Source organism: Mesorhizobium sp. NPDC059025, assembly GCF_042739655.1.
Classification (GTDB): domain Bacteria; phylum Pseudomonadota; class Alphaproteobacteria; order Rhizobiales; family Rhizobiaceae; genus Mesorhizobium.
Genome location: NZ_JBHYIM010000007.1, coordinates 182,296 through 202,614 on the forward strand (window position 1 = coordinate 182,296; position 20,319 = coordinate 202,614).

The 20,319-nt window shown below is 61.5% G+C and carries 18 protein-coding genes; 10 read left to right on the forward strand and 8 right to left on the reverse strand.

Going from position 1 to position 20,319, the window contains the following annotated elements; genetic code table 11:
- Positions 1-110: 110 nt before the first annotated feature.
- The 4 genes from ACFWYE_RS18470 to ACFWYE_RS18485 all read left to right on the forward strand — a co-directional run bounded on the left by ACFWYE_RS18470 (position 111) and on the right by ACFWYE_RS18485 (position 4,457).
- Positions 111-506, forward strand: coding sequence for a hypothetical protein (locus tag ACFWYE_RS18470; RefSeq protein WP_379113343.1), 396 nt, complete (start codon positions 111-113; stop codon positions 504-506).
- A gap of 122 nt (positions 507-628) precedes the next feature.
- Positions 629-1,639 carry an iron ABC transporter substrate-binding protein gene (locus tag ACFWYE_RS18475; RefSeq protein ID WP_379113345.1) on the forward strand — a complete coding sequence of 337 codons (1,011 nt, stop codon included), beginning with the start codon at positions 629-631 and terminating at the stop codon, positions 1,637-1,639.
- Positions 1,640-1,794: 155 nt separating this feature from the next.
- Positions 1,795-3,375, forward strand: coding sequence for an ABC transporter permease (locus ACFWYE_RS18480; protein WP_379066041.1), 1,581 nt, complete (start codon positions 1,795-1,797; stop codon positions 3,373-3,375).
- Complete coding sequence (locus ACFWYE_RS18485) at positions 3,372-4,457, forward strand: ABC transporter ATP-binding protein (RefSeq protein WP_379066039.1); 1,086 nt, start codon at positions 3,372-3,374, stop codon at positions 4,455-4,457. Before ACFWYE_RS18480 ends, ACFWYE_RS18485 begins: the two co-directional genes overlap by 4 nt.
- Positions 4,458-4,497: 40 nt before the next feature.
- On the opposite strand, the gene ugpC is transcribed toward ACFWYE_RS18485, so the two are convergent.
- From ugpC to ACFWYE_RS18510, 5 genes are all read right to left on the reverse strand, one after another.
- Entirely contained in the window at positions 4,498-5,577 is a 1,080-nt protein-coding gene (ugpC, locus tag ACFWYE_RS18490) for a sn-glycerol-3-phosphate ABC transporter ATP-binding protein UgpC (protein ID WP_379113346.1), read from the reverse strand.
- 6 nt (positions 5,578-5,583) lie between these two features.
- Entirely contained in the window at positions 5,584-6,432 is an 849-nt protein-coding gene (ugpE, locus tag ACFWYE_RS18495) for a sn-glycerol-3-phosphate ABC transporter permease UgpE (protein WP_379073269.1), read from the reverse strand.
- Between the two features lie 34 nt (positions 6,433-6,466).
- Positions 6,467-7,351, reverse strand: coding sequence for a sn-glycerol-3-phosphate ABC transporter permease UgpA (gene ugpA / locus ACFWYE_RS18500; protein WP_379066035.1), 885 nt, complete (start codon positions 7,349-7,351; stop codon positions 6,467-6,469).
- A gap of 109 nt (positions 7,352-7,460) precedes the next feature.
- Entirely contained in the window at positions 7,461-8,771 is a 1,311-nt protein-coding gene (gene ugpB, locus ACFWYE_RS18505; protein ID WP_379113348.1) for a sn-glycerol-3-phosphate ABC transporter substrate-binding protein UgpB, read from the reverse strand.
- A gap of 166 nt (positions 8,772-8,937) precedes the next feature.
- Positions 8,938-9,621: a TlpA disulfide reductase family protein gene (locus ACFWYE_RS18510; protein WP_379113350.1), complete on the reverse strand. Its 684-nt coding sequence runs from the start codon at positions 9,619-9,621 to the stop codon at positions 8,938-8,940.
- Between the two features lie 34 nt (positions 9,622-9,655).
- On the opposite strand from ACFWYE_RS18510, the gene argH reads away from it, so the two are divergent.
- From argH to ACFWYE_RS18530, 4 genes are all read left to right on the forward strand, one after another.
- Positions 9,656-11,056, forward strand: a complete 1,401-nt coding sequence (gene argH / locus ACFWYE_RS18515) for an argininosuccinate lyase (RefSeq protein ID WP_379113352.1) — start codon at positions 9,656-9,658, stop codon at positions 11,054-11,056.
- 68 nt (positions 11,057-11,124) lie between these two features.
- On the forward strand, positions 11,125-11,334 hold the full coding sequence (locus tag ACFWYE_RS18520; RefSeq protein ID WP_054313747.1) for a hypothetical protein: 210 nt from the start codon (positions 11,125-11,127) through the stop codon (positions 11,332-11,334).
- A gap of 19 nt (positions 11,335-11,353) precedes the next feature.
- Complete coding sequence (gene lysA, locus ACFWYE_RS18525) at positions 11,354-12,622, forward strand: diaminopimelate decarboxylase (protein ID WP_379113354.1); 1,269 nt, start codon at positions 11,354-11,356, stop codon at positions 12,620-12,622.
- A 239-nt stretch (positions 12,623-12,861) separates the two neighbouring features.
- The gene (locus tag ACFWYE_RS18530; protein ID WP_379113356.1) at positions 12,862-14,013 is read left to right on the forward strand and encodes an epoxide hydrolase family protein; all 1,152 of its coding nucleotides are present in this window, start codon (positions 12,862-12,864) and stop codon (positions 14,011-14,013) included.
- A gap of 150 nt (positions 14,014-14,163) precedes the next feature.
- Here the strand turns inward: ACFWYE_RS18530 and ACFWYE_RS18535 are convergent, their stop codons facing one another.
- Positions 14,164-14,466: an ArsR/SmtB family transcription factor gene (locus ACFWYE_RS18535; RefSeq protein WP_379113358.1), complete on the reverse strand. Its 303-nt coding sequence runs from the start codon at positions 14,464-14,466 to the stop codon at positions 14,164-14,166.
- Positions 14,467-14,522: 56 nt separating this feature from the next.
- On the opposite strand from ACFWYE_RS18535, the gene ACFWYE_RS18540 reads away from it, so the two are divergent.
- Both ACFWYE_RS18540 and ACFWYE_RS18545 read left to right on the forward strand, forming a co-directional pair.
- Positions 14,523-15,464 (forward strand): threonine/serine dehydratase, encoded by a 942-nt coding sequence (locus ACFWYE_RS18540; RefSeq protein WP_379113360.1) that lies wholly within the window; start codon positions 14,523-14,525, stop codon positions 15,462-15,464.
- 166 nt (positions 15,465-15,630) lie between these two features.
- The gene (locus ACFWYE_RS18545; RefSeq protein WP_379113362.1) at positions 15,631-16,713 is read left to right on the forward strand and encodes a siderophore-interacting protein; all 1,083 of its coding nucleotides are present in this window, start codon (positions 15,631-15,633) and stop codon (positions 16,711-16,713) included.
- 98 nt (positions 16,714-16,811) lie between these two features.
- Here ACFWYE_RS18545 and ACFWYE_RS18550 read toward each other — a convergent pair whose 3' ends face one another.
- Both ACFWYE_RS18550 and ACFWYE_RS18555 read right to left on the reverse strand, forming a co-directional pair.
- On the reverse strand, positions 16,812-18,026 hold the full coding sequence (locus ACFWYE_RS18550) for an MFS transporter (protein ID WP_379113364.1): 1,215 nt from the start codon (positions 18,024-18,026) through the stop codon (positions 16,812-16,814).
- Complete coding sequence (locus tag ACFWYE_RS18555; protein WP_379113366.1) at positions 18,026-20,140, reverse strand: TonB-dependent siderophore receptor; 2,115 nt, start codon at positions 20,138-20,140, stop codon at positions 18,026-18,028. The genes ACFWYE_RS18550 and ACFWYE_RS18555 overlap by 1 nt, the downstream gene beginning before the upstream one ends.
- Positions 20,141-20,319 lie beyond the last annotated feature (179 nt).

Sequence of the window (20,319 nt, forward strand, 5' to 3'; positions counted from 1 at the left end):
CAGTGGTAAAAATAGGGACGATCGACGGTTTGGGGTCGTTTCGACACGATCAAATCGTGGTTTTCGCAAAAATCGGCTGGGCTTTCACTGCGACGCGAAAAGAAATTTCGATGCCCATCACCACATTGCCGACCATGGGCAGCAACCATCGTCAGACAGTCGAGACCCACTGGACCCTTGCCTGGCGGACAAAGCGCCCTAGCAAGAATCAGTCGTCTGCGATGACCCTGCCGGATCGATTTTCAGATTCCTTGCTGCCCTCGCAATCATTTGAAATCTATGCAGAATTCTATACCGGCCTGAATATCGCCGCTTCCCCGGCGTTCCCACAAACGCCGTTTTGGCAATCTGTCCGCAAAAACAACGCGTCGGATAGCATCGGGCAGCGACGGCTTCTGTCAGCAAGCAATTGCGCAACCGAAATCCGATGCGCTCCGCCGCTTGCCGGAACCAGGTGCCCCAAAAGTCTGGCAGCAAGTGTCAGGATGATGCACCCACCCATGTAATTTTAGGTGGCAGCCGTGCCGGGCGACATGCCGCAGCCGTTTCATTTGATAAAATCTTGACTCGGTTGATCATGTATCGATAGCTGCTCCTGACACTGGATCACCCAACCGAGGAGACCTTGATGAAGTCCATTCTTTCGATGCTGGCGGGTGCTGCCGCACTGTCGATCAGCGTTGCCGTGTTCCCGGCCATGGCCGCGGACGGCGACGGCATCGTCGTCTACAACGCCCAGCATGAAAGCCTGGCCAAGGAATGGGCTGAAGCCTTCACCAAGGAGACCGGCATCAAGGTGACGCTGCGCAATGGCGGCGACAGCGAGTTCTCCAACCAGATCGTGGCGGAAGGCAAGGCTTCGCCCGCCGACGTATTCCTCACCGAGAATTCGCCGGCCATGGCGCTGGTCGATGCAGCCGGCCTGTTTGCTCCGATTGAAGCCGATACGCTGGCGCTGGTGCCGGAACAGTATCGCCCATCCGACGGCAAGTGGGTCGGCATCGCGGCACGCAGCACTGTCTTTGTCTACAACAAGGACAAACTGAAGGAAGACCAGCTGCCGAAGTCGCTGCTCGACCTCGCTGGCGCCGATTGGAAAGGCCGCTGGGGTGCTTCGCCATCCGGGGCCGACTTCCAGGCAATCGTTTCGGCGCTGCTCGAACTCAAGGGCGAAGAAGCAACCGCCACCTGGCTCAAGGCCATGAAGGAGAACTTCAAGCCGTTCAAGGGCAACAGCACGGTGCTCAAGGCGGTGAATGCCGGCCAGGTCGATGGTGGCGTCATCTATCACTATTACTATTTCGGCGATCAGAATAAGACCGGCGAGAACAGCAAGAACGTCGTCCAGTATTACTTCAAGAACCAGGATCCGGGCGCTTTCGTCTCGATTTCAGGTGCCGGCGTACTCGCCTCGTCCAAGCATGCCAAGGAAGCCCAGGCTTTCGTGAAGTGGCTCGCCGGCAAGGGTGGCCAGGACATCCTGAAAACCGGTACCTCTTTCGAATATGCCGTCGGCAATGGTGCGGAATCGAACACCAAGCTCGTACCGCTGGCCGACCTGCAGGCGCCAAAGATCGACCCGCAGAAACTCAACTCCAAGAAGGTGACCGATTTGATGACGGCTGCTGGCTTGCTTTAGCCGGCATTCATCCTAATAAGGACCGCATAGACAACGCTCCCGCGGTTTCCGCGGGAGCATTTCGTTTCAGAGACCAACTCCCCCGATGGCCAAGCAGCCCGTAGCCCTTCCCCTCATCCAGGCCCGCCGCATGGCGGGACAGCACGGGTGATTTGATGGCGTCGGGCGAACTCGCGCAGACCGACGCGCCGGCCCGCTCGTCTGGACGGCGAGCCCCTGCCCGCTCCTTTCCGTTGATCACGCTGACTGCGATCATCATCTCCATTCTGGCTTTGCTGCCGCTTGCCTTTGTGATCTTCATCGCCATCCAGACTGGCTGGACGACAGTCGTACAGCTGGTGTTCAGGCCTCGCGTCGGCGAACTGCTGGTCAACACCGTCCTCCTCGTCGTGCTGGCCGTGCCGATTTGCGCGGTGCTTTCAGTGGCGCTTGCCTGGTTGACGGAGCGCAGCGATCTACCCGGCGCCCGCCTGTGGTCGTGGCTTGCCGTCGCACCGCTGGCGGTACCGGCCTTTGTGCATTCCTACGCCTGGATCACCTTCTGGCCGGATCTCAATGGCCTCTTCGCCGGGGTCTGGGTTTCGGTGATCGCCTATTTCCCCTTCCTCTACTTGCCGGTTTCGGCCGCCTTCCGCCGTCTCGACCCTGCTTTGGAAGATGCCGCCGCTTCTTTGGGCCTCAGCCCCTGGCGTGTGTTCCTCCGGGTGGTGCTGCCGCAACTGCGCCTGGCACTCTGCGGCGGCGCGCTGCTGGTGGGGCTGCATCTGCTTGCCGAATACGGCCTCTACGTCTTTGTCCGTTTCGACACATTCACAACCGCGATCGTCGACCAGTTCCAGTCGACCTTCAACGGCCCCGCCGCCAACATGCTGGCCGGCGTCCTCGTCGCCTGCTGCCTCGTGCTGCTGACGCTCGAGGTGCTGGTACGGGGTGAGGAGCGCTATGCCCGCGTCGGTTCCGGTGCCGCTCGCCTGAAGCCGCGCATGGCCCTCGGCCGCGCTACATTGCCTTGCCTGGCCTTGCCGATCGTCATCACGCTGCTGGCCATCGGTGTGCCTTTCCTGACCATTGGCCGCTGGCTCATCGCCGGCGGCAGCGCCGTCTGGCGCATGGATGAGATCGGCCTGGCACTCGGCCAGACCTTGTTCCTCGCCGTTGCGGGGGGTGTGCTGGCGACCATCGCCGCGACGCCAATGGCCTGGCTGTCCATCCGCGCTCCAGGCCGCGTGCAGCGCATCCTGGAGGGCTGCAACTATGTGGTCGGAGCACTGCCCGGCGTTGTGGTTGCACTGGCGCTGGTCACCATCGCGGTGCGCGTCGTCCAGCCGCTCTACCAGACGCTTGCCACCATCCTGTTCGCTTATGTGCTGATGTTCCTGCCGCGCGCGCTGGTATCGCTGCGCGCCTCGATCGCGCAGGCGCCGGTGGAATTGGAACGTGCTGCGGGCAGCCTGGGCCGCTCACCGTTGAAGGCGCTCTGGGCGACGACCATCCGTCTGTCGGCGCCGGGTGCCGCCGCCGGCATGGCGCTGGTGGCGCTTGGCATCATGAACGAGTTGACCGCCACCCAGATGCTAGCCCCCAATGGCACGCGCACGCTGGCGATGGCCTTCTGGAACTACAGCGGTGAGATCGACTATGCGGCAGCCGCACCCTATGCGGCGATCATGGTGTTGATGTCGCTGCCCCTTACCTGGCTGCTGTATGTGCAGTCGAAGCGAATGGCCGGCCAATGAGTTTCCTGGAAATCGCCTCACTGTCGAAGAACTACGGCCCGGTCGCCGCCGTTGCCGGCATCGATCTTGCCGTCGCAGCCGGCAGCCGCACCGCTATCGTCGGTCCTTCCGGCTGCGGCAAGACCACATTGCTGCGCCTCATCGCCGGCTTTGAGGCGCCGGATGGCGGCCGCATCACGCTCGACGGCAAGCTGCTCGCCAATGGTGGTACCAGCGTGCCGGCGCATCTGCGCGGGATCGGCCTGGTGGCGCAGGATGGTGCCCTGTTCCCGCATCTTACCATCGCCGGCAATATCGGCTTCGGCCTCGACCGCAAGGAACCCCGGCGCGACGAGCGCATCGCTGAACTGTCTTACATCGTCGGGCTGGACAAAAGCGTTCTGACGCGTCGGCCGCACCAGCTTTCGGGTGGCCAGCAGCAGCGCGTTGCACTGGCTCGCGCGATGGCGATGAAGCCGCGGCTGATGCTGCTCGATGAACCTTTCTCGGCGCTGGACACCGGCCTGCGCGCCTCCATGCGCAAGGCAGTGGCCGAGATGCTGGAAAGCGCCGGCATCACCACCATCCTGGTCACGCATGACCAGGCCGAAGCCCTCTCCTTCGCCGACCAGGTTGCCGTCATGCGCGAGGGCCGCTTCTCGCAGATCGGTACGCCGCGGGACCTCTATCTCAGGCCCAAGGACCGCATGATCGCCGAATTCCTCGGCGACGCCATCGTGCTATCGGCGAAGATCGCCAACGGCTATGCCGAATCCACGCTTGGCCGCATTGCAGTGGACGGCAGGGAAAGACGCGAGGTCGCCCGCATCATGCTGCGGCCCGAGCAGGTTCTGCTTGCCGCTGCGACGCGCGCGGAACTGGCTGCCGCCAAGCCGGGTGTCCTCTTCGGTGAAGTGACCGAATCCGAATTCGGCGGTGCCGCATGCGCCGTCGCCATCAAGCTGCTCAACACTCCCGATCCGCCCGAAGCCGCCGCCATCGGTTCGACGCCGCTGATCTTGAAGAAACCCGGCGTCGATGCACCATCGGTAGGCGACATCGTCCGCATCAGCATCGTCGGCAAGGCGCACGTCTTCAGCTAGAACAGCCGGGGAAGCTTCTGCTCGACCGGGTAGCGCAGGTTTAGACTCGCTTTCCTGCGCCATCGAACCAGTGCAGCCTGGTGGCCGGTACCAGGACTTCGAGGCCATCACCCGGCCTGGCAGCGGCACGACCCGCTACCCTGACGACGATTCGGCCACCAGCGGCGGCGCAATAAAGGAAGCTTTCGGCACCCACCGGCTCGACCGCTTCGACGATGGCCGACAGTTTGAGGGAACCGGACGGCTTCGCTCCTTCCCCGAGGACATCGGCATCTTCCGGCCGGAAACCCAGAGTTGCTGCGTGCGCCGGCGCCGCTATACCCAGGCCCGTGCCATTGGCAAAAACCCTTTCCGCCGTGTCGGCAGGGCTGTCCGGTTTGGCGGCGATGGCGAGCAGGTTCATCGGCGGTGCGCCGATGAAGGACGCAACGAAAGTCGAGGCCGGTTTCTCGTAGATGTCGAGCGGCGCGCCCATCTGTTCGACAAGCCCGGCATTCATGACCACAAGGATATCGGCCAGCGTCATCGCTTCAAGCTGGTCATGTGTGACATAGACCGAGGTGACGCCCAGCGATCGCTGCAGGTTCTTGATCTCGACGCGCATCTGTCCGCGCAGCTTGGCGTCCAGATTGGAAAGCGGTTCGTCGAACAGGAATACTTTCGGATTGCGCACAATGGCGCGCCCCATGGCAACGCGCTGGCGCTGGCCGCCGGAAAGCTCCCGCGGCCGCCTGTCGAGCAGATGCGACAATTCCAGCACCTTGGCGGTCGAGCGCACCCGCGAATCGATCTCGTCCTTCGGCGTGCCGCGATTGCGCAGGCCGTAGGCCATGTTGTCGTAGACCTTCATGTGCGGATAGAGCGCATAGTTCTGGAACACCATGGCGATGTCGCGCTCGGTAGGCCCGACCGCATTGACCACCTTGCCGTCGATGGCGCAGGTGCCTGACGAGATCGTCTCCAGGCCGGCGATCATGCGCAGCAGCGTGGACTTGCCGCAGCCGGACGGACCGACCAGCACGCAAAGCTCCTTGTCGGGTATGGCGATCGACACGCCCTTCACCGCCTCCACCCCGCCGGGGTAGACCTTGCGCACATCCTTCAGGTCAACTGTCGCCATCTATTCTCATTTCTCCGTATCGACGAGACCGCGCACGAACCAGCGCTGCATCAGCACGACAACCAGGATCGGCGGCACGATGGCAAGGATCGCCGTCACCATCACCAGATGCCATTGCGTATCTGCATCCGCAAACGACACCATCTTCTTCAGCGCGATGACGATGGTGGTCATGTCGTTGCGGTTGGTGACCAGCAGCGGCCACAGATACTGCGTCCAGCCATAGATGAAGAGGATGACGAACAGCGCCGCTATGTTGGTGCGCGATAGCGGCAGGAGGATATCGAAGAAGAAGCGCCACGGACCCGCACCGTCGACTCGCGCCGCCTCGACCAGCTCACCCGGAATGGTCATGAAGAACTGCCGGAACAGCAGCGTTGCCGTCGCAGAGGCAATCAGAGGAATGATCAGGCCGGCATAGGTGTCGATCAGGCCGAGGTCGACCATGACCTTATAGGTCGGCAGAATGCGGACTTCGACCGGCAGCATGAGCGTGATGAAGATCAGCCAGAAGATCGCCATCCGGAATGGAAACCGGAAGAACACGATGGCATAGGCCGACAGGATAGAGATCACGATCTTGCCGATCGCGATGCCCAGCGCCATCACCGTCGTGTTCCACAGCAGTGTGCCCGCGCCGACACCCCCGATACGCCCCGCGCCGCCGAACAGCGCTTCACTGTAGTTGTTCCAGAACTCGCCGCCGGGAACGAGTGGCAGCGGCGGCCTGAGGATCGTCTGCAATGTCTGCGTGGACGCGACGAAGGTGTAGTAGATCGGAAAGGCGACGATCACCAGGCCGAGGATCAGGATGGCATGGGCGAGATAGATGCCGCGCGCCGACTGGCCGATCATCAGCTTGTCGTGCCCGCTCACGGGCGCTTTCGGCTCAGCCATAATGCACCTTCCTCTCCACATAGCGGAACTGGATGGCGGTAAGTGCAATGACGAGGATCATCAGTATGACCGACTGTGCGGCGGAGGAGCCAAGGATCAGGTTGACGAAGCCGTCATTGTAGACCTTGTAGACCAGTGTCTCCGTCGCCTTGCCGGGCCCGCCGCCGGTGACGGCGTGCACGATGCCGAACGTGTCGAAGAAGGCATAGGTGGTGTTGATGACCAGCAGGAAGAAGGTGGTCGGCGCGAGCAGCGGGAAGACGATCGTCCAGAAACGTTTCGTCTCCCTGGCGCCGTCGATCGCGGCGGCCTCGATCAACGTTTTGGGGATCGCCTGCAGCCCCGCGACGAAGAACAGGAAATTGTAGCTGATCTGTTTCCAGGCAGCGGCTGCGACCAGCAGGATCATCGCGTCGGTGCCGTTGAGCACGGGATCCCAGGCAATACCCATCTTGCGCAGCAGGATCGCCAGCGAACCGATCGACGGATTGAACAGGAAGAGAAACAACATGCCGGCAATCGCCGGAGCTACTGCGTAGGGCCAGATCAGAAGCGTACGATAGAAACCTTTGCTGCGCACCACCTTCTCAGCCATGACCGCCAGCAGGAGAGCCACGACCATGGCGACCGCAGCCGTGGCCACGGAAAAGACCACGGTGACCTTGATCGAGTGCAGATAGTTCGGGTCGGCCAGCACCTTCTTGAAATTGTCAAACCAGACGAATTTCGATTTCAGGCCGAAAGGATCCTCCTTCAGCATCGACTGGTACAGCGCCTGCGCCGCCGGCCAATAGAAGAAGATCAGCGTGATCGCCAGCTGCGGTGCCACCAGAAGATAAGGCAGCACCCTGTTGGGAAAGACGACGCGGGGGGTCATGCGCCACCCCTCATGTCAAACGCGCCCTGTTTCTCCACCGGCCAGGAAGACAGGTGAAGAAGCAGGCCAACGGAATTGAGCGAACGGAGGTCTGAGCGCTTCAAGCGTGTCAGTTCCCGAGCGCTTCCTTGATGGCGGCGTTGCCGCGCGAGACGGCATTGTCGAGCGCCTGCTGCGCGGTCTGCTGACCGGCCAGCATCTTCTCATATTCCTCGTTCTGGATATCGCGCACCTGCGGCAGGTTGGGCAAGCGGACACCCTTGGAATTGTCGGTCGGCGCCTTGCCCATCATCTGCAGGATCGGCGTCTCGCGACCGGGATTCTTTTCGTAGAAATCCGACTTCTTGGTCGCCTCGTAGGCAGCCAGTGTCACCGGCAGATAACCGGACTTCTGGTGCAGGAACTCCTGCACTTCGGTCTTCGACAGATAGGTGAAGAAGGCGGCCACACCCTTGTACTGCTCCTCGGACTTACCGCCGAAAACCCACAGGCTGGCGCCGCCCGGCGTGGTGTTCTGCGGTGCGCCGGGCGCATCGCTGTCATAGGGCAACTGGCCGATGCCATAGTTCATGCCCGATTTGACGATGTCGCCGAGACCACCGGAGGATTCCGTGAGAATTCCGCATTCGCCGGCAAGGAAGAGCTGCTTGGCTTCCGAGGTGCGGCCGCCATATTTGAAGGTGCCGTCCTTGGCGAGATCGGCCAGCGCCTGGAAATGGTTGACGTAGATCGGCGCATTGATTTTCAGTTCGACGTCACCGCCGGCAAGACCGTTCTGCTGCGTCGCCCATGAGACATTGTTCCAGGCCGCGAAATTCTCGGTATGGATCCAGGTCAGCCAGGTCGAGGTGTAGCCGCAGGCAGCGGCACCGCTCGACTTGATCTTCTTGGCAGCCTCCCAGACCTCGTTCCAGGTTTTCGGCGGCTTGCTCACGTCCAGTCCCGCCTTCTGGAAAATATCCTTGTTGTAATAAAGGATCGGCGAGGAGGAATTGTAGGGGAAGGACAGCATCGTGCCGTCCGGCTTCGAATAGTAGGCGACGATCCCCGGCAGATACTGGGCCTTGTCGAATTGCGCGCCGGATTCGGTCAAAACATCCGCCACCGGCTTTACCGCGCCTTCCGCAGCCATCATCACACCGGTACCGACATCGAACACCTGCAGGATATCGGGAGCCTGCTTGGCACGGAACGCGGCAATGCCGGCATTCAGCGCTTCCGGATAGGTGCCCTTGAACACCGGGACGATCTCGTAGTCCTTCTGGCTGGCGTTGAAGTCCTTGGCGATCTTGTCGACGACTTCGGCGTTGGCGCCGGTCATCGCATGCCACCAGCTGATCTGCGTGACGGCAAAGGCCGAGCTTGTGGCACCAAGGACGAATGTAGCGGCGACCCCGGCCGCAAGACCGCGAAACGTCATGTCTCTCTCCCGTTATCCATTGGCGAACGTGAACGTCCACGACAGGAGTATGGGGCGAATACGTTGAGCCGACAACGTTTTTGTTTCGAGTGCGACTATCGTAGCAGCGTTTCGCTTGCGACTGGCTTTCGAATTGCGCGAGAACCGTTAGCCGGCAGCTGGCTTCCTAGTTGGCCAGTGCCGCATCCACCAGTCGCTTGGCATCGTCGCCCGCCCATTCGGCCGGACCGTTCATGTGGCCGATCAGGCATCCCTCGCCGTCGACCAGAAGCGTGACCGGCAGGCCAAGCGCCAGCCCGCGTTTCTTCAGGTCGTTGAACACGCCCATCGACGCGTCGCGATAATGCGCCAGCGACTTCACGCCGATCTCGTCGAGGAAGGCCTTCGGCTTGGCATCGTCGCCGGTGTCGACATTGACCGTCATCACTTCGAACTTGTCCGAGCCCTTCTCCTTCTGCAGCGCATCGAGCGCCGGCATTTCGGCACGGCACGGCGCGCACCAGGTTGCCCAGAGGTTGACCAGAACGGTCTTGCCGGCCCGGTCGGCCAGCGTCATCGGCTTGCCGTCAGGGCCGTTGAAGGCGAGCGTCTTCAGGGACTGCGGCGGATCGGCCGGCAGGAGGGCCGCAACCTGGCCCGTCGCCGCTGCAGCCACCTTCTTGGCGCGCTCGGCCTTGGCGGTGCAGACCGTGTCATCCTTGCCCGCCGAAGCGATTGCAACGGAACCCGGCTCATTGTTGCCAGACCCGCTCTGCCTGACATATACCGCGACCGCACCTGCCAGCACGCCTGCGACGATTGCTGCCAGGATCAGCCGTGGGGCGGGAAAGAATTTCTTGCCGTCTGCCATGTCTAAAGATGTCTCCGGAAAACGGGTTATAGCGATGAGCGACAAGAAGGCCAGCAACCAGATGTGGGGCGGACGATTTGCCTCGGGCCCGGCCGCGATCATGGAAGCGATCAACGCATCCATCTCGTTCGATCGCAAACTTTACGGACAGGATATCCGCGGCTCGCTCGCCCACAGCGAGATGCTGGCCGAAACAGGCATTATTTCGACGGACGATCAACACAAGATCGCTCACGGGCTGAACACGATTTTGAAAGAGATCGAAACCGGCCAGTTCGAGTTCTCGACCCGGCTGGAAGACATCCACATGAATGTCGAAGCGCGTCTTGCCGAGCTGATCGGACCTGCGGCCGGTCGGCTGCACACTGCGCGTTCCCGCAACGACCAGGTCGCCCTCGATTTCCGGCTCTGGGTCAAGGATGAATTCCATCGTGTGGCGGAAGCCTTGAAGGGACTGATCACCGCTTTCCTGGTGCGTGCCGAGGAACATGCCGCCACCGTGATGCCGGGCTTCACCCACCTGCAAACCGCACAACCGGTGACCTTCGGCCATCACTGCCTGGCCTATGTCGAAATGTTTGCCCGCGACCTGTCGCGCGTGCGCGACGCCATCGAGCGCATGGACGAGAGCCCGCTGGGTGCGGCGGCCCTTGCCGGTACCGGCTTCCCGATCGACCGCCACAAGACAGCCAGGGCGCTCGGTTTCCGTGAACCGACCCGCAATTCGCTCGACAGCGTTTCCGACCGCGACTACGCGCTGGAATTCCTGTCCGTGGCGGCGATCTCGGCGACCCATCTGTCGCGTCTGGCCGAGGAGATCGTCATCTGGTCAACGCCGCAATTCGGCTTCGTGCGCCTGTCGGATTCCTTCTCGACCGGCTCTTCGATCATGCCACAGAAGAAGAACCCCGATGCGGCCGAGCTGGTGCGCGCCAAGACCGGCCGCGTCAACGGCCATCTCATCGGCCTGCTCACCGTCATGAAAGGCCTGCCGCTGACCTATTCCAAGGACATGCAGGAAGACAAGGAAGCCGTCTTCGACGCCGCCGAAACCCTCGACCTGATGCTGGCCGCCATGACCGGCATGGTCGGCGACATGACCATCAACGTGGCCGCGATGAAGAAGGCTGCCGGTTCCGGCTATTCAACCGCCACCGACCTCGCCGACTGGCTGGTGCGTACGCTCGGCCTGCCGTTCCGTGAAGCGCATCATGTCACCGGCCGTGCGGTGGCGCTTGCCGAAGCCAGGAAGGTCGGCCTGGAAAAACTGACGCTTGAAGAGTTGCAGTCGATCCACGGCGGCATCACCCAGGACATCTTTTCGGTGCTGTCGGTGCAGAATTCGGTCAAGAGCCGCACCTCGTTCGGTGGCACCGCGCCATCGGAAGTGCGCAAACAGATTCGTTACTGGAAAAAGCGCCTCGCCAAGGCCTGATGCCGGGGTGCAATGCCCGAGAAACTCGGCTACAAGCGACAGCTCGAAACGCATGAACGGAAGCAACGATGACGGCAGGCAGGATACTGGTGACGCTGACGGTTCTGGCAGCGGTGACGGCAGTGACGGCCTGCGGACGTCGCGCCGGGCTCGATACGCCTTACGAAGCCGCCGTGCAGGCGCGCAAGGACGCCGCCAAGGCCAAGCAGCCCTTGCCGCCGGAGCCGACGAAACCGGAAACGGACAAACCGTTCATTCTCGACAAGCTGATCCAGTAGCCTTCCGGACGATCCTCCCGTGAACCATTTCGAATATCGCGACGGCATCCTGCATGCCGAGGACGTGGCAATACCTGCAATCGCGGCAGCTGTGGGCACGCCGTTCTATTGCTATTCAACGGCGACGCTGACACGCCATTTCCGCGTCTTCTCGGAAGCCTTCGCCGAACTCGATGCACTGATCTGCTATTCGCCGAAAGCGAATTCCAACCAGGCGGTGCTGCGCACGCTGGCAAAGCTCGGTGCCGGCGCCGACGTGGTTTCGGAAGGGGAATTGCGCCGCGCGCTCGCGGCGGGCATCGCAGCCGACAGGATAGTCTTTTCCGGCGTCGGCAAGACGGCGCGCGAGATGGATTTCGCGCTCGCCGCCGGCATTCACTGCTTCAATGTCGAATCCGAGCCGGAGCTCGAACTGCTGTCGGCGCGCGCCGTGGCGGCGGGAAAGACAGCGCCGGTGTCGCTGCGCGTCAATCCCGACGTCGACGCCAGGACACACAAGAAGATCTCCACCGGCAAGGCCGAAAACAAGTTCGGCGTGCCATGGCAGCGGGCCCGCGAGGTCTATAAGCGCATGGCCGAGTTGCCGGGCATCAAGGCAATCGGCATCGATACCCATATCGGCAGCCAGATCACCGAACTGCAACCCTTCGACGATGCCTATCGGCTGCTCGCCGAACTCGCCATGACGCTGCGCGCCGATGGTCATGCCATCGAGCACATCGATCTCGGCGGCGGCCTGGGCATCCCTTACAAGACCGACAACAACCCACCGCCATTGCCGGATGCCTATGCAGGCATCGTGAAGAAGCATGTCGGCGGACTGGGGCTGAAGGTGATCTTCGAGCCGGGCCGGCTGATCGTCGGCAACGCCGGCATCCTGGTGGCCGAGGTGATCTACCTCAAGGAGGGCGAAGCCAAGAATTTCGTCATCATCGACGCGGCGATGAATGACCTGATCCGCCCGACACTTTATGACGCCTACCATGATATTCGCCCGGTTCGTCTGGGTCCGGCCGACGGGCCGCGCATCCGCGCCGACGTGGTGGGTCCGGTCTGCGAAACCGGCGACTATCTGGGTCATGACCGCGACCTGCCGAAGCCGGAAAGCGGCGACCTGATTGCGATCGGCACGGCTGGCGCCTATGGCGCGACCCAGTCCAGCACCTACAACACGCGCCTGCTGGTGCCGGAAGTGCTGGTCGACGGCGATCGTTTCGCCGTCGTGCGTCCGCGCCGGACTTATGAAGATCTGATCGGCCTGGATACGATCCCGGATTGGCTGGCCTGAACAGCCTGGAAATCGGATCGGGTCTTCACGCCAACCAACTTCACAGGCTCGCCTTCACCGCGCCGATCCTGTCTTCGTTGCGCTGGTAGAAGATCCATTGCTTGATGCGCTTGGAGCGCATTGGCCTGACTGCGAAAGCACCCGCATATGTTCGCTGAGCATGGCTCGAAAGATCTGCACAGGGAGCCTGGGACAAGGTGAATTGGATGTACCGGGCACGCTATTGAAGGAATTGCTGCATGAAGCCCTTCCGGATCAGTATCGCCGATGAACAGATCGAGGACTTAAAAAAACGAGTTCGCCAAGCGCGCTGGCCTGGCTCGATATTTCAGAGCGGGGACGAGGATGGGGTGGGCCTCGCACTCCTTCAAAAGCTCGCAACACGTTGGTCGGACGAGTTTGATTGGCGCGCCAGGGAAGCGCAATTGAACGACCTGCCCCAGTTCACCGTCGATATCGATGGCCAAGACATTCATTTCATTCATAAAAAGGGCGTGGGACCGAATGCACGGCCCCTTATATTGACGCACGGCTGGCCGGGCTCCTTCGTAGAGTTCGAGAGAGTGATACCACTGTTGACGGACCCGGGCTCACACGGAGGCGATCCGTGCAATGCATTTGACGTTGTGTTGCCCTCGCTTCCTGGCTTCGGCTTCTCAGATGCACCAAGGCAAACTGGATTTAGTGCCCGACGGGTTGCCGGACTTTGGCAGAAGCTAATGCTTCAACTTGGCTATGAGCGATATTTTGCGCAGGGTGGCGACATCGGGGCGGGAGTATCAGCTTGGCTCGGTGCTCTCTATCCGGGCTCCGTCGAAGGGATTCACCTGAATTACATTCCCGGAAGTTTTCGACCGCCATTGGGGCCGGATTACCCCGCCATCACAAGTGAGGAACAGCAGTTCCTGGATCGGGCCGCAATGTTCGCAAGCGTGGAGGGCGGCTATTCACTGCTGCAGGCGACCAAACCGCAGACGCTTTCGTTCGCCTTGTCCGATAGTCCCGTCGGCTTGCTGGGCTGGATAGCCGAAAAATTTGCGAGTTGGTCCGACTGTGACGGCGATCTCGAGACGGTGATATCTGCAGATGCGCTGCTGACGAATGTATCAATCTACTGGTTTGGAAACACCATCGACTCGTCCCTTCGAATGTACAAGGAAAATCGGCTGCAGCCTTTTTCGTTTCCGGGCGTCTCACGCGTAGATGTGCCGATGTCGTTCGCACATTTCCCGAAGGAACTGCCGACTCCACCGCGTTCATGGGTCGAGCGTGTATTTAATGTGCGTCGATGGACAGATATGCCGAAGGGTGGGCATTTCGCCGCGCTTGAACAGCCCGAACTTTTAGTCCGCGATATTCAAGATTCATTCCCACGGAAGTCGACCACATGACCGTGCGCTGTCGATTTCCGACTGAGAACTCTCCCGGTGGAGATGCGGATGAAAACTCGGACGCGGATCGAACCACATCGGGTGCGCGCGCCGGGCCTAAGAAGATCTGATCGGCCGGAATACGGCCCGGATTGGCTGGTGCTGCCAGCCTCACAAGCTCTCCAGCAGCATGGCCTTGACCGCGCCGATTCTGTCTTCGTCGCGCTGGTAGAAAATCCATTGCTTGATGCGCTTGGAGCGCACCAGCCCTGATTGCGAAAGCACGCGCATATGCTCGCTGAGCGTGGCCGGCGTGATGCCGAGCTTGTCGGCGATCAGCAAAGCACAGACGCCATCCGCGACCAGATCGCCGTCCACCTGCGGCGGGAAATGCGCCACCGGATCCTTCAGCCAATCGAGGATTTGCAGCCGGCGCGGATTGGCGATCGCCTTGAAGATTTCAGCCTCTTGCATTTAGGCATTTTGCCAAGTTACTAATTGATGTCAACAGCCGGATGTCGGAGTTTCTCATGTCAGTCGCAACGCAGATCACGCCCGAACGCATCAGCCGGACCGAGGCGCTGATCAGGCCGCATATCAGGCGCACGCCGGTGTTGTCCGTCGACATGATCGATTTCGGCCGCACCGCCTTTCCGGTGCGGCTGAAGCTGGAATGCCTGCAGCACTCCGGCTCCTTCAAGGCGCGTGGCGCCTTCTCCAACCTGCTGCAGCGCGATGTTCCAAAAGCCGGCGTGGTCGCTGCTTCGGGCGGCAATCACGGCGCTGCCGTTGCCTATGCCGCCATGCGTCTCGGCATTCCCGCGACGATCTTCGTGCCGAGCGTGTCGCCGAAAGCCAAGACAGATCGTATTCGCGGTTATGGTGCCGAGCTGGTGATCGCCGGCGATCGCTACGCCGATGCGCTCGCCGCCAGCGAAGCCCATGTCGCCAGGACCGGTGCCATGTCGGTGCATGCCTTCGAGCAGATCGAGACACTGCTTGGCCAGGGCACACTCGGCCTCGAGATCGAACAGGATCTGCCGGATATCGACACGCTGTTGGTTGCGGTCGGTGGTGGCGGGCTGATTGGTGGAATTGCTGCCTGGCTTGACGGACGCGTGCAGGTCGTTGCCGTCGAACCTGAAGGATCACCGACGCTGCACGACGCTTTTGCCGCGGGAGAGCCCGTCGATGCACCGACAGAGGGCATAGCAGCGGACTCGCTGGCACCGAAGCGCGTCGGTTCCCTTATGTTCCCGATCGCCCAGAATTACATCGAGCGTTCGATCCTGGTCAGTGACGACGACATCGTGGCGGCACAGAAGGCCTTGTGGGATGCGGTGCGTGTTGCGACCGAACCCGGCGGAGCTGCAGCCTTCGGCGCCCTGCTCTCGGGTAAGTACCAACCGGCCCCCGGTGAGCGGGTGGCGGTACTGGTCTGCGGTGCCAACACCACCGCGGTGCAGTTCTAGTCGGACCAGAAGTCAGCAACATTCGCAGCGACAAGATCATCATAAACATGATTTAAAACATCAAGTTTACTGGAAACCTGTCATCGACTGTGGCATGGGGAACCTGTCGGACTGAGGAACAGGCCTGCAAACCCGACATCCATGCCGCATTCGAATGGACAGCCCCATGAGCCAACTCACTGCAGAAACTCTCGTCGAAGACGACAACATCCGCATGGCGATGGAAAAATTCCATGCCGAGCATGAGGAATATGCGGTCGAGACCGGTGTCGAACATCAATGGGAATTCCAGACGCACTACGGCGCGCTGAGCGCCGTCCTGGCGGACCGCAGTGTATCGATCCGCGTCTCCGCCGAGGACGAGACATGTCTGTCCTACATGAAGATGGTCGTTGCCGGTCACATCGCCGAATATCTCGGCAGCACCCGCGGCTTGCGCTGGAACGGCGACGGCGCCGAGACCGGCACGCCGGTGTTCTTCCGCGAAATCACAGTGCAGTCCTCAACTCGCATATCAACGCATATGCAGAGGGTGCGTTTCACCGGTGACAATCTCGCCCGCTTCGCCAGCGGCGGGTTGCACATGCGCCTGCTCCTGCCGCCCAGAGGCCGCAAGCCGGTCTGGCCAACGCTGGGTACCGACGGCCTGATGGTCTGGCCATCGGGTGACGATGCGCTGACCGTTCGCGTCTACACAATCCGCGCCATCGACCCTATTGCCGGGTGGTTCGACGTCGACTTTGTCCTGCATGAAGGCGAGAACACGCCGGCCGCGACTTTCGCTGCCAATGCAAGGCCCGGCGAAGTGATCGGTTTGATCGGCCCCGGCGGCGGAGACGCATCCGACCAGCGCAACCTCCTGCTCTTCGGCGATGACACCGCGCTGCCGGCGATCGGGCGCATGCTGGACGGTCTCGCTCCGGAAAGCCGGGCGGACGTCTTCATCGAGGTCGACAGCCCAGCCGACACCTTGCCGCTGGCTGAAGGCGACAATATCAACATCACCTGGCTCTATCGGCACGGCCGCGAACCCGGCACCGCCAATCTGCTGTCGCAGATGCTGAAGGACATCGACCAGGCTTCTTTAGCCGATGACGTCTTTGTCTGGGCTGGCTGCGAATTCGGCGATTTCCGTGAACTGCGCCGGATCGTGCGCAAGGAATGGGGCCTGAAGAAGGACCGCCAGCTGATCGTCGCCTACTGGCGGCGTGGAACCTCGGGCGAGGAAGGCGTGAGAGGCGAGGACTAGGGCGTTTCCGTTTTTCACCAAAACGCCCCAATCCTTTTTGACGCAATCCCGGACGCAAAACCGCAACGCGCGTTTGCTGTAGTTGCCCTGGCCTCGCCTCAATGCCGGTCGGAAACCAGGGAAATCGCCGGAATTGCCGCCAGCGCAATGACGCCGGCGGCGGCAAAGAAGATGCCGTAGCCGAAATGTTGCGCGGCGTAGCCGGCAATCACGCCGCCGGCCATGCCGACCAGTGCGTCCATACATTGGAACAGGGTGAAGTCCACGCCGGCCTGCTTCGGATCCGACCAGCGCATGAACTGCGCATAAAGCGCCACGAAGCCGAGCGCCATGACACCCGACGAAGCGAAGATTGCCACGACAATCAGCACGGGTTGCGGGATGCCGCCGATCAGATTGTAGCAGGCGAAGAAGAACAGGCCCGCCGCCTGCAGCGCCAGCGCCAGAACGAGTACGTTGCGCATGCCCCAGGATTTCACCAGGGCCCCGCCAAGAAGGGCAGCCGCGACACCGACAAACATCGAGCCGGTGCCATTGATCAATCCCACGGCGGTCAGGTCGAGCCCTGCGTCGATCAGGAACGGCCCCAACATGCCGAGAGCCACCTTCTGGGCGATCACATAGATCGCCGCCGCCGCGAGGCCGCGCCGGATTTCCGGCCGCTTGAGCGCGGTGAGCAGTGACGGCACGTGCCCGCGCGCTTCCTCCGGCAAGATCGGCGTCGGCGCGAACAGGAACGGCAGGCCGAGCAACAGCAGCAGCGCGGCCATAGCCCAGATGCCGATCTGCCAGCCAGACACATCGACGAGCATCAAAAACAGCCCGCCGCCAAGCGCCGACCCCAGATAGGCGCCGCCGACCTGCGCGGCATTGCCCCAGCCGTGATACTCCTTGGCAAGGCTCTGCACCGCATAGCCGTCGCAGGCGATGTCGACCGTGGAAGCTGCAAACGCGACGATGGTCAGTAAGGCAAGCACCGGCAGGACGGCCGCCGGGCCGATCGCGCCGACTGCGAACAGGCCGATTGCTGAAATAAGGCCGCCGACCAGCACGATCGTGGCTGTACGATTGCGGCCGTTCGCCGGCAGGCGATAACGCTCCACCGCCGGCGACCACAGGAACTTCAACGCCCAGGGCAGCACGATCAGCGAAACCAGCCCAATGCGATCGAGCGGCACGCCTTCGCTGCGCATGATGGCAGGAAGACCGATCCAGGTAACGCCGCCGATCACGCTCTGGGCAATGTAAAGCCCGCCAACCGCCGTCAGCACGGCGAACGGTGATGCCGCTTTCCTCGAAACGCCGCCGTGCATCAGAACCGATACCTCATGCTGCCGAACACGGAGCGACCTTCGTCGCGATAGCAGTTGCCGGCCTGGCAGACGGTGCCCTGCTTGTTGAACAGGTTCTTGGCGTTCACCTGCAGCGTCAGGCCCTGCATATCCGGGTTGCGATAGCCGAAGTCGTAGGACAGCGCGGCATCGACATAGGTGCGTGCGGCGTTCCTGAAGCTGTTGGTATCGTCGCCGTAGCTTTCGCTGGAATAGCGGATACCGGCGCCGAGACCGAGCCCGGCCAGGGCATCCGCCTCGAACTTGTAGTTGCCCCAAAGCGCCAGCACGTCGTTCGGCGTCGCCGACAACTCCTTGCCGATCGTGCCGGCGGCGCCCTTTTCGATCTTCATGCGCAGATGCGTGTAGGAGGCGATCAGACCGAAACCATTGTCGAAGGACGCATTTGCTTCCAGCTCGATGCCGCGCGAATTGAGATCGAGCTGGCGCTGGCGCTGGTTGCCCTGGTCGTCAAAGGTGCCGTCATAGACGAGGCCGTCCTTCTGGCTGATATCGAAATAGGCGGCACTGAGCACCGCGTTGGTGTCGGGAATCTCATATTTGACGCCGACTTCCATCTGCTCGGCCGTGGTCGCTCGCGCCACGCGGCGGATGTTGCTCACAGGGTCGTAGACGTAGCCGATATTGGGCGAGAACGAGGTCGAGTAATTCGCATAGGGAATGATGCCCCAGTCCGTGCGGTAGGACAGGCCGAGCCGCCAGGAGAAATCGCGGTCGCGCTGTTTTGTCCTGTTGTACTCGGCATCCGTGGAAGCGGTATCAACCCAGTCATAGCGGCCCGAGGCGAACAGGGTGAAGTTGTTCCATTCCATCTGGTCATGCAGATAGGCGCCGGTCTGGTTCAGTTCCTGTCCCCGCGTGAAGGGCACCGGCTGTTTGGCGATGTCCGCGGCCGAGACATATGAGACCGCACTGTGGGAGCCATATTGCGCCCAGCTGTAGTCAAGACCGGCAACGGCGGTGTGTTTGACTGGCCCGGTGTCGAAGGTGAACTGCGCCATGTTGTCGACGACGAAGTTCTTCATGTCTTCGCGATAATGCCCCCAATACCTCTTCAGCGGCTGGTTTGGTGCCGGCGCATAATGAAGGCTGTATTCCATGTCGGTGTCGACGGCGTTATAGCGAAGGTTCTGCCGCACCGTGAGCAGATCGTTGAAACGGTGTTCGAACTCGTAGCCGACACGGCCCTGGTTCTGACGGAAATCGTTCCAGGCGGGGTCGCCTTCATAGAGATCGGAACGCACGCCATAGGAAGGATTGTAGAAGGACGCCGTGCCGCCGGTGACGGAGCGCGACAGCTCGCCGAGGATGGTGAGTTTGGTGTCTTCATCGGGCTTGAAGGTAAAGGCCGGCGCAAAATAGGCCTTGTCGTCGGGATAGCCCGGCAATTCCGTCCCGCTTTTGCGGGCAAGACCGGTGAAGCGATAAAGCAGGGTCTTGTCTTCGTTCGCCGGGCCGGTGATGTCAAACGCGCCCTGGTAGCGATTGTATTCGCCTCCGAGCACTTCGATCTCGCGGAAATTCTCGTCCTTGGGGCGCTTGGTGATGACGTTGACGATGCCACCTGGGCCGCTGACGCCATAGAGTGAAGACGCAGGCCCCTTCAGGATGGTGACACCTTCGATGCCATACGGCTCGGTCTTGAACCAGGCCGATGGGCCGTTGTACTGGCGCAGTCCATCGCGGAACATGCCGTTGTAGTAGGCTTGGAAGCCACGCAGGAAAAAGGCATCGTAGCGGCTGTCGGAACCATAGGCGTTGGGGTTGGCGCTCGCCGTGTAGTTGAGCGCCTCATTGAGTGACCGCGGCTTCTGGTCTTCGATCTGGTCTTGCGTGATGACGGTGATCGCCTGCGGGATCTGCACGATCGGCGTATCGACCTTCGTGCCGTCGCGGTCCTGTTTGGCGACGTAGCCATTCTGTTTCAGCGTGTCGCCACTCTCCGATTCGAGGGTGATTTTCTCAAGCAGGGTACCATTTCCGTCCTGGGCTTCCGCAGCTGACAACGGCAAGAGCCAGAGCGCGCTTCCGAGCGCTAAAATCTCGAGCCGGCGAACCAGTGACTGCGACCCCATGCTTGTCTCCTTTTTTCGAGTGCAGTCCCGCCTCACAAATATGACTATTTGAGTCAAGTATAGTCTGTGAATTTTGCGATCGCATTTTTATCGTGTGGCGATAGTGCCACGGCCCATGCTGAAGCGGACGACAACGTGAACGGGCTTTTCGCGATGCCGCCTCGCCTTTGCCGTGTTTG

Excerpts from the sequence above, each read along its gene's own strand:
- ACFWYE_RS18485 (WP_379066039.1), top strand. The coding sequence starts at position 3,372 with ATGAGTTTCCTGGAAATCGCCTCACTGTCGAAGAACTACGGCCCGGTC.
- ugpE (WP_379073269.1), bottom strand. The coding sequence starts at position 6,432 with ATGATCGGCCAGTCGGCGCGCGGCATCTATCTCGCCCATGCCATCCTG.
- ugpC (WP_379113346.1), bottom strand. The coding sequence starts at position 5,577 with ATGGCGACAGTTGACCTGAAGGATGTGCGCAAGGTCTACCCCGGCGGG.
- ACFWYE_RS18530 (WP_379113356.1), top strand. The coding sequence starts at position 12,862 with ATGAAGCCCTTCCGGATCAGTATCGCCGATGAACAGATCGAGGACTTA.
- ugpB (WP_379113348.1), bottom strand. The coding sequence starts at position 8,771 with ATGACGTTTCGCGGTCTTGCGGCCGGGGTCGCCGCTACATTCGTCCTT.
- ACFWYE_RS18545 (WP_379113362.1), top strand. The coding sequence starts at position 15,631 with ATGAGCCAACTCACTGCAGAAACTCTCGTCGAAGACGACAACATCCGC.
- ACFWYE_RS18535 (WP_379113358.1), bottom strand. The coding sequence starts at position 14,466 with ATGCAAGAGGCTGAAATCTTCAAGGCGATCGCCAATCCGCGCCGGCTG.
- ACFWYE_RS18480 (WP_379066041.1), top strand. The coding sequence starts at position 1,795 with ATGGCGTCGGGCGAACTCGCGCAGACCGACGCGCCGGCCCGCTCGTCT.
- ACFWYE_RS18510 (WP_379113350.1), bottom strand. The coding sequence starts at position 9,621 with ATGGCAGACGGCAAGAAATTCTTTCCCGCCCCACGGCTGATCCTGGCA.
- ugpA (WP_379066035.1), bottom strand. The coding sequence starts at position 7,351 with ATGACCCCCCGCGTCGTCTTTCCCAACAGGGTGCTGCCTTATCTTCTG.
- ACFWYE_RS18555 (WP_379113366.1), bottom strand. The coding sequence starts at position 20,140 with ATGGGGTCGCAGTCACTGGTTCGCCGGCTCGAGATTTTAGCGCTCGGA.
- ACFWYE_RS18540 (WP_379113360.1), top strand. The coding sequence starts at position 14,523 with ATGTCAGTCGCAACGCAGATCACGCCCGAACGCATCAGCCGGACCGAG.
- argH (WP_379113352.1), top strand. The coding sequence starts at position 9,656 with ATGAGCGACAAGAAGGCCAGCAACCAGATGTGGGGCGGACGATTTGCC.
- ACFWYE_RS18470 (WP_379113343.1), top strand. The coding sequence starts at position 111 with ATGCCCATCACCACATTGCCGACCATGGGCAGCAACCATCGTCAGACA.
- ACFWYE_RS18475 (WP_379113345.1), top strand. The coding sequence starts at position 629 with ATGAAGTCCATTCTTTCGATGCTGGCGGGTGCTGCCGCACTGTCGATC.
- ACFWYE_RS18520 (WP_054313747.1), top strand. The coding sequence starts at position 11,125 with ATGACGGCAGGCAGGATACTGGTGACGCTGACGGTTCTGGCAGCGGTG.
- ACFWYE_RS18550 (WP_379113364.1), bottom strand. The coding sequence starts at position 18,026 with ATGCACGGCGGCGTTTCGAGGAAAGCGGCATCACCGTTCGCCGTGCTG.